Source organism: Flectobacillus major DSM 103 (assembly GCF_000427405.1).
Lineage (GTDB): Bacteria > Bacteroidota > Bacteroidia > Cytophagales > Spirosomataceae > Flectobacillus > Flectobacillus major.
Genome location: NZ_KE386491.1, coordinates 2,511,837 through 2,528,285, shown reverse-complemented (window position 1 = coordinate 2,528,285; position 16,449 = coordinate 2,511,837). Strand labels below are relative to the sequence as shown.

Annotated in this window: 14 protein-coding genes; 13 read left to right on the top strand and 1 reads right to left on the bottom strand. The window is 37.3% G+C overall.

The window, feature by feature from the left end:
• Positions 1-31 precede the first annotated feature (31 nt).
• The 11 genes from FLEMA_RS0116615 to FLEMA_RS68770 all read left to right on the top strand — a co-directional run bounded on the left by FLEMA_RS0116615 (position 32) and on the right by FLEMA_RS68770 (position 11,658).
• Complete coding sequence (locus FLEMA_RS0116615; protein WP_026997745.1) at positions 32-814, top strand: ABC transporter ATP-binding protein; 783 nt, start codon at positions 32-34, stop codon at positions 812-814.
• 13 nt (positions 815-827) lie between these two features.
• Complete coding sequence (locus tag FLEMA_RS0116605) at positions 828-2,477, top strand: hypothetical protein (protein ID WP_044171527.1); 1,650 nt, start codon at positions 828-830, stop codon at positions 2,475-2,477.
• Positions 2,478-2,559: 82 nt separating this feature from the next.
• A complete protein-coding gene (locus FLEMA_RS68785) occupies positions 2,560-3,321 on the top strand; it encodes an ABC transporter ATP-binding protein (protein WP_052354083.1) in 762 nt (253 codons plus the stop codon).
• Between the two features lie 241 nt (positions 3,322-3,562).
• Positions 3,563-4,174, top strand: coding sequence for a TetR/AcrR family transcriptional regulator (locus FLEMA_RS68780; protein WP_052354082.1), 612 nt, complete (start codon positions 3,563-3,565; stop codon positions 4,172-4,174).
• Positions 4,175-4,595: 421 nt separating this feature from the next.
• The gene (locus tag FLEMA_RS0116575) at positions 4,596-5,933 is read left to right on the top strand and encodes an inositol-3-phosphate synthase (RefSeq protein ID WP_144080090.1); all 1,338 of its coding nucleotides are present in this window, start codon (positions 4,596-4,598) and stop codon (positions 5,931-5,933) included.
• A 99-nt stretch (positions 5,934-6,032) separates the two neighbouring features.
• Positions 6,033-6,503, top strand: a complete 471-nt coding sequence (locus tag FLEMA_RS0116565; RefSeq protein ID WP_026995764.1) for a phosphatidylglycerophosphatase A family protein — start codon at positions 6,033-6,035, stop codon at positions 6,501-6,503.
• Positions 6,504-6,507: 4 nt separating this feature from the next.
• Positions 6,508-6,921: a GtrA family protein gene (locus FLEMA_RS0116560; RefSeq protein WP_026995763.1), complete on the top strand. Its 414-nt coding sequence runs from the start codon at positions 6,508-6,510 to the stop codon at positions 6,919-6,921.
• Positions 6,902-9,496 carry a DUF5686 and carboxypeptidase-like regulatory domain-containing protein gene (locus tag FLEMA_RS0116555; RefSeq protein ID WP_081681314.1) on the top strand — a complete coding sequence of 865 codons (2,595 nt, stop codon included), beginning with the start codon at positions 6,902-6,904 and terminating at the stop codon, positions 9,494-9,496. Before FLEMA_RS0116560 ends, FLEMA_RS0116555 begins: the two co-directional genes overlap by 20 nt.
• Before the next feature lie 24 nt (positions 9,497-9,520).
• Positions 9,521-10,225 carry a CDP-alcohol phosphatidyltransferase family protein gene (locus FLEMA_RS77215; protein ID WP_026997743.1) on the top strand — a complete coding sequence of 235 codons (705 nt, stop codon included), beginning with the start codon at positions 9,521-9,523 and terminating at the stop codon, positions 10,223-10,225.
• Positions 10,215-10,742, top strand: a complete 528-nt coding sequence (locus tag FLEMA_RS77210; RefSeq protein WP_052354081.1) for a DUF4833 domain-containing protein — start codon at positions 10,215-10,217, stop codon at positions 10,740-10,742. The genes FLEMA_RS77215 and FLEMA_RS77210 overlap by 11 nt, the downstream gene beginning before the upstream one ends.
• On the top strand, positions 10,723-11,658 hold the full coding sequence (locus FLEMA_RS68770) for a phosphatase PAP2 family protein (protein WP_159102686.1): 936 nt from the start codon (positions 10,723-10,725) through the stop codon (positions 11,656-11,658). Before FLEMA_RS77210 ends, FLEMA_RS68770 begins: the two co-directional genes overlap by 20 nt.
• 281 nt (positions 11,659-11,939) lie before the next feature.
• Here the strand turns inward: FLEMA_RS68770 and FLEMA_RS68765 are convergent, their stop codons facing one another.
• Entirely contained in the window at positions 11,940-12,980 is a 1,041-nt protein-coding gene (locus FLEMA_RS68765; protein ID WP_044171522.1) for a GntR family transcriptional regulator, read from the bottom strand.
• Positions 12,981-13,706: 726 nt separating this feature from the next.
• Here FLEMA_RS68765 and FLEMA_RS0116460 point away from each other — a divergent pair.
• Both FLEMA_RS0116460 and FLEMA_RS0116455 read left to right on the top strand, forming a co-directional pair.
• A complete protein-coding gene (locus FLEMA_RS0116460; RefSeq protein WP_026995762.1) occupies positions 13,707-15,086 on the top strand; it encodes a glycoside hydrolase family 88/105 protein in 1,380 nt (459 codons plus the stop codon).
• Position 15,087: 1 nt separating this feature from the next.
• Complete coding sequence (locus tag FLEMA_RS0116455) at positions 15,088-16,425, top strand: rhamnogalacturonan acetylesterase (protein WP_044171519.1); 1,338 nt, start codon at positions 15,088-15,090, stop codon at positions 16,423-16,425.
• The last annotated feature ends 24 nt before the right edge of the window (positions 16,426-16,449 follow it).

Below are 16,449 nucleotides of genomic sequence, written 5' to 3'. Positions count from 1 at the left end.
TGTAGTGTGTCATGCTAACCAACTTTAAAATATGGACACCCAGAACCCTGTAATTGATATACAAAATTTGTATATGCAATATGGTGATAATCAAGTATTAAAAGGTATAAACATTGAGGTTTATCAGGGGCAAATCGTAGGATATATTGGCCCTAATGGTGCAGGAAAAAGTACAACCCTAAAAATTTTGATAGGTATGCTATCGGATTTTGAGGGGTATGTGCGTGTGTTAGGCTATGATGTAAAAAAAAATCCCCTAGAAGTAAAAAGAAGAATAGGTTATGTACCCGAAAATGCTTCGTTGTACGAACAGCTTACTCCGCTCGAATACCTGACTTTTGTGGGGCGGTTGTACAAAATGGAGGAAAGTATGCTAGAAAAAGCAGCACTAGAATTGCTTTATCTTTTTGATTTGTCGGATAGTATCGACAAACGGATGAATACTTTTTCTAAAGGAATGAAGCAAAAAGTGCTTTTGATTTCAGGCTTGATTCATAATCCAGATATTATTTTTCTGGACGAACCTCTTTCGGGGCTCGATGCCAATGCCGTAATTTTGGTAAAAGAAATTTTAGGCAAACTCAAAAATCATGGCAAAACGATTTTTTATTCATCGCATTTGATGGATGTTGTAGAAAAAATATCAGACCGCATTGTGGTATTGAACCACGGCGAGATTATAGCAGATGGTACTTTTGATGAACTTCGTAGCCAAGCATCGGGGTCGTTGGAAAGTATTTTTAGTAGCTTAACAGGAAATACTGAGGAAACCCACTCGAAAGCCGATGACTTTATTCGGGCTCTCGGAGTATAAAAAATTGAAGCCTATGACAAAAGCTGTATTGTGGTTGTTAGACAGATTCGCATGGTTATTTGTGAAGTTTAAAATTGATTTTGTTGCCCTCAAAGCAATCGTAGAAATAAAACTTATTACCGAGAATAGAAGGCTACAAAGCACTCACAAAAAACAACAAAAGCAAGACCCCGATAACCAAACATTTTTAAAAATGGTATTGGTGCAGGTTTTCTTTAGTTTTATTTATGGGCTTGGAATATTTTTTGTACAACAAAAAGTCTTCAATATGATGCTCATGAGCTTTGCGTTTATCATGTTTATGATAGCCTTCAACATGATTTCTGACTTTGTTGAAATACTATTTGATACCAACGATAACGTAATTCTATTGCCGAAACCTATCGACAGCCGCACAATTTGGACGGCTCGGCTGATTCATATTTTGGTATTTCTTGGTATTTTGACTGTAGCTAATTCGGTAGGGCTAATTGTATTTATTTCAATAAAACTGGGCTTGGCTGTGGGGGTGTTATTCTTTGTGTTTGTATTGCTCTTGTGCTTGCTAACGGTTTTTTTATCAAGTATTTTGTACTTGGCTCTTACTCGTTTAACTCATCCCGAAAAACTCAAAGATATTATTATTTATCTTCAGATTTTTTTTACGATAGGCCTTTCTATTGGCTATCAGTTTATTGCTCGTATCAACAAAGGCGACCTTGACGACCTACAAAGCCCTGTCGATATTAGTACTTGGCATTACTTTGTGCCACCTGCATGGTTTGCTATTGGTATCGAATCGTTTGTGTTCCATACCTTCCGAATGCCCTATCCTATATTTTGGAGTATGGTTGTTTTTATTCCATTTTTGTCTTTGTATTTTCTCAATCGTTTTCTTGCTCCGTTTTTTGCCAAAGGCTTATCTGCTATCAGCTTTTCGGAGTCAATTATAGCAAATGCCAACGAAACCTTGGGGCAACGAATAGGAATTTTTACGTATTTCAAAAATGTTTTTACCAAATCGCTCTTAGAACGCTCGTCGTTTGAGCTAGTCTGGAAAATTATTTCCCGAGACCGCAGGTTCAAATTGCGGACTTATCCAACTTTTGGTATGCTGGTGTATTTTATGTACAAATATTACAGCGATGCCAATACAATTGGTGTCAGCCGTTTATTGGTTTTGTATTATGCCACATTTACGTTGTATGTAATAACACAGCAAATTTTTGTTTCGGACGACTGGAAGGCGGCTTGGATTTATCGTGTTGCCCCGATTGCCAACCCTGGCGAGATTTTGATAGGAGCTTATAAATCAGTGATATTGAAATATATCTTACCGCTTTATTTGTTGGTTGGTGCGGCACTTTACTATCGGGAAGGAGTACGTGTATTTGACGATATTTTTCTGAATATTTCGGTTACGTTGTTGTATTTATCGGCAGGCGTTTTTCAGGAAAGGTTTAAACTGCCTTTTTCTATCGAAAACGACAGCGCCAGCAAAAAAGGAGCTAACTGGGTACGTATTGCTGTTATTGTGTTTGTATTACCTGTCATGGGGTATGTGCATTACTTTATTGCTCAGACACTTTCGGGTACATTAGTAGTGGGGTCAGGTTTTTATATTATATCCATTATTTTATTTAATCAATATAAATATATTTCTTGGGACAGAATCAAGATTTGAGCCATACCTTTGTCAAACAATTAATCAATTTACACAAGAAAGCCAATCAGTGAAATATTCACCGATTATTTAAAAGGATACGATGGGATTATTGAAGGTGGCAAACCTAACCAAGGTTTATGAAGGAAAAACGGTAGTAAATGATATTTCGTTGACAGTTGCCCAAGGCGAAATATTGGCAATAGTAGGAGAAAGCGGTTCAGGAAAAACTACTTTACTCAATATGATGTCGGGCAATATTAAACCCGAAAAAGGACAATTGTGGTTGGAAAATGAAGAAATAGACCTTTTCTTCAACCGTTTGATTCGTGAATTACCCAATATCAAATTAGTACCACAAGATTATAAATTAAAACCCGAACACAAAATTTGGGAAAATATAGACCTCTCGTTGACCGAATATACTCGTGAATACCGTACTCAACGAGTGGCCGAACTGCTTGATCTATGTGGTATTACGCATATCAAAGACAAAAAGCCCAAAGAGGTATCGGGTGGCGAAAAGCAACGTACTGCTATTGCTAGAGCTATTGCCGAAGAACCCCTTGCTTTGCTTTTGGACGAACCCTTCAGTAACCTCGACTCGGTCAACAAACAGCGTCTTCGTGAAAAATTAGTGACAATCATCAGGCACGAAGAAATAGCTTGTGTATTTGTAACCCACGATATGATTGAAGCTTTGCTAGTAGCCGACAGAATAGCCGTGATGCAAAAAGGAAATTTGTTAATGATAGATTCACCTGATAATATTTTCAAACAAACTCACAATACTTATATTGCCGATTTTGTACAAGCTGCTATACAACCTATCAAAGACTTTGTCCAGCATTTTCAAATAAAGTAAAAATATAAGTAATAAAGCGAATATCTGGGTCAATGACTTTTAATAAGGAGTAGACCCAGACATTCGCTTTTGAAGTTATGGCTTTCTTAGTTTGCTAGCCAACTCAAAGGATAGAAAACGCCTTTAATCAAGCCCCCCAGTTTTTTAGGTGCTTAACAATTAAATAAAATTCACGTAAAATTTGATTTTTATAAATTCCCATGCTAGTTTTGGACTCAAATACAAATTTGGTCGAAAAGTCATGAGTGAATTACTTCAAAAAGACGAGCTAATAATCCAAGAAGTTATAACAGCTGCTAAAGAATTATTCAAGCGATATGGTTTGAAGAAAACCACTATGGAAGATATTGCCAAATATGTAGGAAAAGGCAAAAGTACATTGTACTATTATTTTCCAAGCAAACAGGAAATATTTGAAGCTGTAGTAGAGCATGAAATGAAAGAACTCTTTCGTTCTATTGAGATAGCAGCCGAAAATGCCCCAACAGCTCGTGAAAAACTAAAAGTGTATTGTACAACTCGTTTTGAAAAATTAGCCATGATGTGTAACTTGAGCCAAGTACTCAAAGAAGACATCATGGACAATGCGTGCACGATTTTTCAGCTAAAAAAGAAGCATAGCAATGTAGAAATAAACCTTGTACGTGAGTTTTTGGCATTCGGCGTAAAGTCTGGTGAGTTTAGAGTTCTTTCCGACGAACATTACGATATTCTTGCCAAAATTATCGTAGCTACATTCCGAGGCTTTGAATTGCCTAATTTAGAGATATTAGAATTACCTAAAGATTTTAGTACTTATACCGATTTTATGATTGAAACCTTTATTGAAGGTTTTGGACAAAAGAACGGTTAGTTTGCTTTGTAATTTTTTGAGTTGTAATTGTGTGTAAAATAGATTTTAATGCTAAATAATCAAGATTGAAACTTTTTTACTACAATTGTGTTTATTAGTAAAATACCGGCTTCACTAATTTTTTTTTCCTAACTTCTGTTATTGCAGTTTAAATCAACTTGTTAATAATTTTAAAAAAAATGTAGCAAGTTTCTAATTGTATATAAAAATAGACTAAAATACGATTTTGGTCGATAAGTTTTGAGAGTATGTCGATATAACAGGTTTTTTTGTCGATTAAACTATGAAAGACATATACAAGAATGGCAAAATATAAGCAGAAATGTGAATTAGTGGAGGTATATAGTAAGACAAGCATTTTATGAAAAACGTTGCATCAGCTTATCAAAGAATATTTCACCATATTTTATACAAATAGATTATGAATATCAATCATACAGTTTCGGCTGCCACGGGCAAATTAGGTATTTTATTGCCAGGTATGGGTGCTGTAGCAACCACTTTAGTAGCAGGCGTTATTGCTGCTCGTAAGGGTATAGCTCACCCAACAGGCTCATTGACACAAACGGCAAATATTCGTTTGGGAAAACGTACAGAAAATCGTAATCCAAAAATTAAGGATTTTGTACCGTTAGCTCCTCTTGAAAATATCGTATTTGGAGGCTGGGATGTGTTTGGCGACAATATGTATGAAGCTGCCGTAAAAGCGGGAGTATTGGAACGCCACATGGTAGAGCAAGTACGTGACGAGTTGCAGACTATTGTGCCGATGAAAGCGGTATTTGACAAGCGTTATGTAAAAAACCTTGATGGCCAGAATGTGAAGCCACAAACAAGCAAATTAGCTTTGATAGATGAGCTATTGGCAGATATTGAAAACTTCAAAATAGCTAATGATTGTGAGCGTTTGGTGATGGTTTGGTGTGGTTCTACCGAAATTTATCATGAAGCAAAAGAAGTACACTCGTCATTAGCAAAATTTGAAGAAGGCTTAGCCAACAACGATGCTGATATTGCCCCTTCAATGATGTATGCTTATGCTGCCCTCAAATCGGGTGTGCCATTTGCAATGGGTGCTCCAAACCTTTGCTTGGATATTCCAGCTTTGGAAGAATTAGCTGCTTTGACTCACACGCCAATTGCAGGTAAAGACTTCAAAACAGGTCAAACTTTAATGAAAACGATTGTTGCACCTGGTCTTAGAGCCAGAGCATTGGGCGTAAGAGGGTGGTTCTCTACCAATATTCTTGGCAACCGAGATGGCTTGGTGTTAGATGCTCCAGAAAACTTCAAAACCAAAGAGGTTTCAAAAGGAAGCGTACTGGAAGGTATTTTGGATGGCGAACAAAACCCTGAACTATGGGGCGATATTCACCACAAAGTAAGAATTGAATACTACCCACCACTTGGCGACAACAAAGAAGGATGGGACAACATCGATATTTTTGGATGGATGGGCTACCAAATGCAAATCAAAATCAATTTCTTGTGCCGTGACTCAATCTTGGCAGCTCCAATTGTACTTGATTTAGCATTGTTCTTAGACCTTGCCAAGCGTGCAAACCTTTCTGGTATCCAAGAATGGCTTTCATTCTACTGGAAAGCTCCTCAAACTTTACCAGAATTAGAACCAATCCACGATTTGTTCAAACAATTGGAGAAGCTTGAAAATACATTACGTTATTTGATGGGTGAAGAGCTTATTACCAATCTTGGAATGGATTATTATGAAAATGTTGAAGAAGACGTTGAATTATAATTATTCTACCAAATACATACAAGGTTGATTCAATGATACAGTAACATTGGCAATACCTACAACATTGCCAGTGTTACGAATCAACGCTTTCTCTTTTCCATGAAATACACAAAGTTTCATATTGCTGTAGCTTCTGCTCTTGGTTTGGGGTATATACCCAAAGGTTCAGGCACATTTGGTGCTATTCTTGCATGTTTTGTCGTTCTCGTTTTGGATACCTACCTTGGGTATTCATCAATATGGTATCAGGGTTGCTTGTTGCTTCTTACGGCTGTTTTTATGTTTCTGGGTCGGTGGTCTTCCATGATTACAGAAAAAATTTGGGGAGAAGATTCCTCCAAGATTGTTATAGATGAAGTGGTAGGGCAATGGCTCACACTTTGTTTTATTCCATTTTCATGGCAAAACCTCCTTTTAGGACTCTTGTTTTTTAGAATTTACGATATTTTTAAGCCTTTCAACATCCGAAAGTTTGAAAATTACGAAAATGGATGGGGGGTAATGCTCGATGACGTTGCGGCAGGAGTATGGGCAAATCTCACCTTACAAGTAATTCTTTTAATCATATAGCGAAATGACAAAGTATTTAATGGTTTTTGTAAGATTCATGTCGGCATCGGGTATTGCAACAGGCGTGGATTTTGGAGCGGCCTATTCATTAGTTCAGGGTCTTGATGTACAATTTGCATGGGCAACTTTCATTGGAAATGCCTTGGGGGCGGTTGTGGGCTTTTTTATCAGTCGGGCATGGGTGTTTAAGGCTCAGTCTTCTAACCAAATGACTTCGCAAGCTATTAAATACACGATGGTTGCTATCGGAAATTCATTTATGAATGTTGCAGGCGTAACATTATTGACCAATTGGGTGTCATGGAATTATTTACTCATTAGGGTTATTATTGGGATATTCGTTTTTGTCGTGTACAGCTACGGATTGAATCAGTGGTTTGTGTTTAAGGAAAAAAATCATGAGAACTTATCTTTATAATTTCAGTCAGGAAATTAAGAATATTAAAAATAGAGTATTCCAATTAGGACTTATAGTCATTTTTGGTCTTAATGTAGCTCAGGCACAAACAATCGTTAAAGGACGTGTTGTTGAAAATAAAACTAATGACCCTATTCCGTTTGTCAATGTTACTGTTGGGGGAACTACCCAAGGGGTACAGGCCGATATTAATGGTAATTTTGTGTTGACGGTAAAGGATTTTGGCAATGGCAAAATTCAGTTTTCGTCGGTGGGCTATCGTACCGAAACCCGTTCTTATAAAAAGGATGCTACCCAAACTATCAATATAAAACTGGTATCGACCACCCAAAACCTTGCGGAAGTAACAGTAAAGGGTAAAAAAGATAAATACCGCAACAAAGACAATCCTGCGGTTACTTTGATTAGAAAGGTAATTGAGCATAAAGACGAAAACAAAAAAGATGGGCTGTCGTATTACCAATACGAAAAATACGAAAAGCTACAACTCGACCTGAGCAATGTAGACGAAGCCTACAAGAATAAAAAAATCTTTAAAAACTTTCAGTTCATTTTTGATAACCTCGACACTGCCCAAATTACAGGAAAAGTTTCTCTTCCGTTGTATTTAAAGGAAACTGTTGCAGATGTTTATTTTAGGAAAAATCCTCGTGAAGAGAAATCCTATATTAAAGGGGAGAAAAAAGTGGGTCTTGAACAGTTTTTGGATAATGATGGTATGGGAGCATACCTCAACAGAATGTATGAAGATGTTAATATTTACGACAACAACATCAGCTTACTTACTCAGCAGTTTATCAGTCCAATATCTACACTTTCCCCAACATTTTACCGATTTGTTATTATCGATACCTTGCAATTTCAGGATGTAAAGTGCGTCAACTTGGGCTTTTCGCCACGCAATCAAGCCGATTTTGCATTTGTCGGAAGTATGTATATAGCACTCGATTCGTCGTATTCTGTGCGTAAAGTAAAAATGGGTGTTCCCAAAAGCATCAATTTGAACTTTGTGCTAGATATGCAGATTGAGCAAGAGTTTAAGCCTACATCTCAGAAGTTTCTGATGTTATCTAAAGATGAAATTGTAGTAGAGTTTAATTTGCTCAAAAGCGAAAACACAAGAGGTATTATAGGGAAAAGGTCGGTATCGTACCAAAATTATGTATTAAATACGCCCATCAATAATTCGATATTCAAGCCTATTCAAAAAAATGTTTTGATGGATATGGCACTAGAGCGAGATGATACATTTTGGCAAAAAGCCCGACACGAGCAGCTCAGCAAGGTTGAAAGCAATATCTATATGATGGCCGATAGCATTCAAAAAGTGCCAGCATTCAAGCGATTCATGACTATTGCAGGTTTGGTGTTGTTTGGGTATCATGATTTTGGCAAATTTGAAGTTGGGCCTGTCAATACGTTTTATAGCTTTAACCCTGTAGAAGGTTTTCGTCTACGTTTGGGTGGCCGTACAATGGCCAAGCTAAATCCACGGTTGTACTTAGAAAGCTATTTGGCGTATGGCTTTAAAGACGAGCGTTGGAAAGGCTATGCAGGTTTTACCTATAACTTAGGCAAAAACTCTATTTATCAATTTCCTAACCACTATTTAAGGTTCTCGTATCAGGATGAAGTGAGGATTCCGGGGCAAGAGTTACAATTTATTCAGGAAGACAACTTTTTGCTATCATTCAAGCGTGGTGTCAACGACAAAATGACCTACAACAAAATTGCTAGAATTGATTATCGTAAAGAATCTCGTTCGGGTATCAGCTATGAGTTGGGCTTCAAGCATTTAACGCAAGAAGCGGCAGGAGCACTGAAATTTGAACGCTCGTCGGAAGTGGAAGGTAAATATATTCAAGACAAAGACCTTACCAGTTCTGAATTGTCGGTAAACCTACGGTTTGCACCAAACGAACAATTTTATCAAGGCAAAAACTATCGGATTCCTATTATCAACAAGTATCCGATTTTTCAGGTACGATACTCATTGGGTATTGCCAATTTTCTGAAGGGAGATTATAACTATCATAATTTGACCTTACGAGCCAACAAACGTTTTTTTGTATCGCCTATTGGTTTTACCGATGTAACTGCCGAAGCGGGCAAAGTATACGGAACAGTACCTTATCCGTTGTTGATGATTCACCGAGCTAACCAGTCGTACTCGTACCAGTTAGAATCATACAACTTGATGAACTTTTTAGAATTTGTGAGCGACCAGTACGCAGGTATTTTTGTGGACCACTATTTTAATGGATTTATTTTTAATAAAGTACCTTTGTTGAAAAAACTCAAACTAAGAGAAATTATCACCTTGAAAGCCTTATATGGTAGTTTGAGCGATAAAAATAATCCAGCTTATAACGATGACCTATATCGTTTTGCAACAGGTATAGACGGCAAGCCATTGACCTATGCGTTATCAAATGGCCCATACCTTGAAGCAAGTGTTGGTATAGGTAATATTTTGAAGTTTTTTAGAGTTGATTTAGTAAAAAGACTTACTTATCTTGACAATCCACAAGTATCTGAATATGGTATTCGTGGTAGATTTAAGTTTGATTTTTAGTGAATTTTTAACCCTCGGCTACTTATGTATGCACTAAAATCAGCGGGACAACAGGTGATTTATAAAATCATCAACCCATTTATTAATCTATTAATTGCTTTAAAAATAACGCCCAATATGGTAACTACCATGGGTTTGATTCTCAATTTGGTAGCAGCGGGTATCTTTGTGTATGGTGCCGAAGCCTCTAAGCGTGGCGATATGAGTATTATTGGGTGGGGTGGGGCTATGATTTTATTTGCAGGAGTTTTCGACATGATAGATGGTCGCTTGGCTCGTGTAAGTAATACTTCCTCCAAATTTGGAGCATTTTACGACTCGGTACTCGACCGCTACAGCGAAATGTTTATGTTTTTGGGTATTTGCTATTATCTTGTGGCTCATCATTACCTTTTTAGTTCATTCTTTGCCTTCTTAGCTTTGATTGGTTCGTCGATGGTAAGCTATACCCGTGCTCGTGCCGAAGGGCTTAATATCAAATGCGATATAGGCTGGATGCAACGTCCCGAAAGAATTGTGATCATTGGTGGGTCGGCTTTGTTGTGTGGTATTTTAGCTCCTATTATTGGCAACGATTTTAGGATAGAAGGGCCTGCTACCAGAGTACCTTGGTTCGAGACTATCTCAATTTTTACTATTCCGCTTACTATTGTGGCCATATTGTCAAACTATACGGCCGTGCAACGCATCGAACACACTCAAAAAGAATTGAATAAAAATGAAAAATAGTTGGTGGGGCATGTTGGGTGTTTTAATAGTCTGCTTTTCTTTTTCGCCTGCACACTACCCCAAAGTGCCTGATTCAAAAGAACGCTTGTTTTATATACAACGTAGTTCTAATATCAATACCATTGTATACGACGCTAATTTGCTACCCAACGGTTCATTCGATGCCGAAAACCCCGTAGATGTGTATTGGCTGAGGTATCAGGAAGATGGCAAACGCAAAGAGCTTTCATGGATTCAGAAAGTACTGGCTTATGGAATAGACGTAAAGACTGTTTCTGAAGCTAGTAATGTCTATGAAGCGGCTGTGGTTTCCTACAAAAAAAGAAAGATAAAATTAGGTCTTGATAAAAACAGAAAGCCTTACGCTTCACTTACTATCAACAACCAATTGGCAAAATTGGACCACGTATATGTACAAATTGAAGGCAGTAATTTACGCCCTAAAGTACAGTATGTAGAAGTTTTTGGCAAAGATTTAATCACTGGAGAAAATGTTTATGAAAAAATCAAACCGTAATAGTGTTTGGGCTGTCGAGGAGTGGAGCTTTGTACGTTTTTCGGCTCAGAATATTATTGGAACTATCATTTTTAGTATTGTATATTTTGCTTGGTATATCAAAGTAGTAGGTTGGCGTTCAGAGCACTTTACTATGTATGCTCTTTTAGTGGGTTCTTATTTTGGGAATCGGACTACACGCGATTTTGTAAAAGCTTTTGTCATCTTTGCGATTTATTGGATTATTTACGACTCCCTGCGGGTATTACCCAATTATGAGGTGAATCCTATTCATATCCGAGAGCCCTATGATTTAGATAAAAGCCTATTTGGTATCCATTTTGAAGGACAATTGCTAACCCTCAACGAATATTTTGCCAAAGTTCATAAACCCTTTTGGGACATTGTGGCAGGAATATTCTATATCAACTGGGTACCTGTTCCATTGGCCTTTGGGGTGTATCTTTTTGTGAAAGACCGTGCTATGTACTATCGTTTTTCCTACTGTTTTGTATTTGTCAATCTGATAGGTTTTATTATTTATTATACTTACCCAGCGGCTCCGCCTTGGTATGTAGCTCAGTATGGATTTGAACCTGATTTCTCTATTCCTGGAAATGTAGCGGGTTTAAAATATTTTGATGAATTGCTCAATGTCAATTTATTTCATGGAATGTACGAAAAAAATGCCAATGTATTTGCTGCAATGCCTTCTATGCACTCAGCCTTTCCATTGATTGTATTATTTTATGCTATCCAGAAAAGAGTAGGTTGGTTTTTGATTTTCTTCGTGATTTTCTGTATTGGTATCTGGAGTTCGGCTGTGTATACAGGTCATCATTATGTAATTGACGTACTCGCTGGTATTACTTGTGCTATTGTAGGTATTTTTCTCTTTGAACGTTACGTCAAAAAATATGTATTAATGTTGGTGTAACTTAAAACATGATTTTAGGTAATATTATAAAGAGAGCATCTATTAGTGTTTATTATGATTTATAAGGTTGTCAAGTGAGCTTTGATGAGGCTTATAATTTGCTCAAATGATAGAAGATTAGGGGCTATTTATACAAAAGGCGTTCGAAATTAGTTTTTCGAACGCCTTTTGCATATTAAATGTCAGTATCATACAAGCCGCAAAGCAGTGCTTCTCTATTAGTAAAAATCATATTCAAAAATAATTACTCACCACTAAATTCGGGATGACTCATGTTTGAGTTATAATGACTTTCTCAAATTTACTTCAAACTGATTAGCAATATGGCTTTTGTCTTTTTCTAAGATAAGTCGGGCTGCTGTTTTGCCCATTTCCTTAAAATTAGTAGAAATCGTAGTGATACCATCCAAAATAATTTCTTTAAGAGGGGTTTCATTATACGAGATAATACCTACCTGTTGGCCAATTTTGAGATTATTATTCAAGATTTTTTTGATAAGAATAACCAAATCATCCTCCATCAGATTAATATAAACTTCGCCTTCTTGTACGTCCTCATATTTGATATTATCGACAACCGATGCTTCAAAAGCATAATCTTGACAAAAATTCAGAAAACCTGTTCTGATTTCTTGTGGATAGCAACTATTGCGAGGAAACATCAATTTGAGTTTTGAATAATTACGAAGGCGATCAACCACCTGGCACAAGGCCATATAAATATCTTGTTCAAAATTTTCAAAAACAGCTCCATACTCGCCATGTACGCCCGACACCATTTTATCAAGAATAATTAGTTTCTCTTTAGGAATCATATTTACAACCTCTTCTACTTTGCCATTATCGTCTAAGAAATAAGGAATAATGACAAAATGAGAATAATCTTCATCTTTTTTGGCCGTAAGTACTTTCTTAAACAACGAAAAGTCGTTGTTGTACACATAAAAATCAATGGCCACTTGCTGGCCTAATTCTTTGACAAAGGCATCAAAAATAATTTTTTTGTGAGCCGAGAGTTTATTGAAAAGCAAAAGCACCTTTACAGGCTTTTCAAAATCTGTATTTTTTATGTAATACCCTTTGCTTGGTACCGACTCCAGAATACCCATGTGCTTGAGTTGACGATACGATTTTTCGACAGTATCACGCGATACGTCTAGCTCGAAGCTAACTTCGTTGATAGAAGGCAGCCTGTCATTTACCATAATATGCCCCAATTCGATGCCCTTGATGGTAGAATGAACAATTTGCAAATACTTAGGAGTAGCCGAAATATCATCTACCCTAATTACATCCCATATTTTCTGTTTTTTCGCAATCATCTTTCTTTTAAGTTTAAGCTGATGTAATTTTCATCAAGTAAGGTGCTGAATGAGATTTTTGAAATAAAGCCTTTAAGAATCACTATTTTGTTTCAATTGCGGGTTATAGCCCAATGTCATCATGTATTTGGTTTGGGTATAAAGGCCCAATTTTTTAGAAGACACCTTGCGTACTCTGTACTTAATTTATGATGCTTTTGGGCTTACTCATACATCTTCAAATCTTGTTTTTAAGGTATATTAGAAAGAAATCTACAGATTGGATAGAATGGTAATATTTTTATATATAATAATAATTTATAAATAAAAGGTATTGCTATTCTTTAATCAAGGTTAAGCTATCCCAGAGTCTTATTCAATAAATACAGTATAAATTTTTATGCAATCGTTATCGGGAACGTTGCCAATCCACCCAGATAAGCCATTTTTAAGGGCATTTTCCCTATAGTCTACCTTATAACTTCGTATTTTTTACTACTATTTACACACAAATAAGGAGCAAGAAAATTGAATAATTCTAAGATATAAACCATGATAGTATCTTCAAATTTATGGGAATATACAACCATTACTTGCTACAACTGGATGCTACAGGATGGATAGTTTGTAAATGAAATTTATCTTTGAGGAAGTTGTACAAAACAAAGAAGGGTAGAAAGCCTTTGTCCTGTGCTTTTAAGCAGGAAATATTCAACATTTTGGTATCCAAAAACCTTTAGCAAACACATGAAAAATAACCATTTCACTAAAGTACTCTTTGCTTCATTAGTATTGTCATCGGTCACAACAGGGGCTTTTGCTCAAAAAAATGTAACCAAGTCCAACGATTCCAATACGCCTTTGCATTTAATTCAGCCCGATTATCCTGTTCCTTATGGTATTGTCAAACAAGAAGATGTAGTAAGTACTTTGCAAAGAATACATGGTTATTTGGACACCGTAACACCCACCAACTTTGTTAATGTCAAAACCAATGAAGTGATTACCGATTTGAGTAAAATAGATGAAAATACAACCTTACAAAAAGGCGATTTTCGCTTGGTAAGCTACGAATGGGGCGTTACCTACGCCGCAATGTTGTTGGCAGCTCAGGCTACTGGCGACAATCGTTATAAAGAATACTCTGAAAAACGCCTAAAATTTATTGCTGATGCTGTGCCATATTTCAAGAAAACCACCGAGGCCCATGCCGACTGGGGTACAAAAGGCCCTTTGCGTGGCTTATTAACTCCGCACGCATTGGACGACTGCGGAGCTATGAGTGCTGCCATGATTAAGGCTACGATAGCAGGAAGTACAACGAATTTTCGTCCGCTAATAGATAGCCATATTGAATATATCATGAAAAAAGAGCATCGTTTGTCGGACGGTACATTGGCTCGTAATCGTCCACAAGCTAATACGTTATGGCTCGACGACATGTTTATGGGTATTCCTGCACTAGCTCAAATGGGTAAACTTACAGGCGATAAAAAATACTACGACGAAGCTGTCAAACAAGTAAAGCAGTTTTCAAAAAGAATGTTTAATACCGACAAGGGTGTATATATGCACGGCTGGGTAGAAGGCATGACCGAACACCCTCAGTTTCATTGGGCAAGAGCCAACGGCTGGGCTATTCTAACCAAAGTAGAGTTATTAGAGGTATTGCCAGAGAGCCACCCAGGCAGAGCCGAAATACTGGCATTATTGAAAGCACATGTAAAAGGCTTGGCCAAATACCAATCGGGTGCTGGCTTTTGGCATCAGCTACTCGACCAAAACGATTCTTATTTAGAAACTTCGGCCACTGCTATTTATGCCTATTGCTTTGCCAAGGCTATCAACAAAGGCTGGATTGACGCATTGGCGTATGCACCTGCCACATTGCTAGCATGGAACGCTGTAAGTACCAAAGTAAATGAAAAAGGCCATGTAGAAGGAACATGTGTAGGTACAGGCATGGGCTTTGACCCTGCGTTTTATCACCACCGCCCAATCAGCCCTTTTGCAGCTCATGGCTATGGGCCAGTGATTTATGCAGGTGCCGAAATACTTACGTTGCTCAAAACACACCAGTTTGAAATTAACGATAGCTCTGTACAATTACTGATTAAGAAAAAATAATATGCGATTTAATTTATGCTTAAACACATCCTTATGGCTTTGTTTGGTAGGGTTTTCGACCTGCGGCTTGGCTCAAAATACCACACGAAAGTTTGATTTTGGTATTGGTAGAAGTGCCAAAGGTTTTATACCAGTACTTCCTAGTACCACATTTACCCAAGAGCGTGGGTATGGCTTCATGGTAGAGTCGGAAGTGAGTGCTACTGATAGAGGCGGAAAAAATAAGCTTGCTGCCGATTACATCACAAGCAATAAGCCTTTTTTCTTTACGGTCGATTTACCCGAAGGTATTTATGAGGTAAAAGTATGGCTAGGTGATACCCAAGGTACAAGCCAAACCACTATTAAGGTTGAAAATAGGCGTTTGATGCTCGAAAAAACGATAACAAAGCAAGGCGAAGTGCTTACAAAAAGCTTTCTTGTACATATTCGTAATGCTCAAATCAATGCTAACGAAAGTGTTAAACTTAAACCTAGAGAGCTCAACTATTTGCATTGGGACAATCAACTTACTTTTGAGTTTGGCGACAAAGCCCCCAAAGTTTGTGGTTTAACAATTAAGCCTGTAAGTCGAAAAGTGACAACGGTATTTTTGGCAGGAAACTCTACGGTTGTTGACCAAGCGATTGAGCCGTATGCTGCTTGGGGGCAGATGATTCCTAGTTTTTTTAATAATCAAAAGGTTGTAGTCGCTAATTATGCCGAATCGGGAGAAACCATTCGCAGTTTTATCCTTGAAAAACGCCTTGACAAAGTAATGAGTCAAATAAAAAAAGGCGACTATCTTTTTATTGAATTTGCCCATAATGACCAAAAGGCTGGCAGTGGGGTTGATGCCCATTCAACATATCAGACTTATCTAAAAGAGTATATTAGCCAAGTAAGGGGCAAAGGAGCAATTCCTGTATTGGTAACTTCGATGTACCGCCGCAATTTTGACAAGGAAGGACATTTGGTTAATACCTTAGGCGATTTTCCTGAAGCTATGATAAAAGTAGCAAAAGAAGAAAATGTTGCTTTGATAGATTTGAATAAATTGAGCAAAACCTTGTTTGAAGCAATGGGGCCAGAAAAATCCATGAAAGCGTTTGTTCATTACGAAGCCAATACATTTCCCGAACAAACCAAGGCGATTCATGATGATACCCACTTTAGTAATTACGGAGCGTACCAATTGGCCAAATGTATAGTAGAAGGTATCAAAGCTACTAAATTACCTTTGGCGATGTATCTCCGAAAGGATTTACCTGTATTTGACCCTGCTTTTCCAGATGCAGTTGAGCAATGGGATTTTCCTAATAGCCCTTTAGTAAATGTAATCAAACCCGATGGTAATTAGTCAGTAAAAGTTTCTATTACTGGA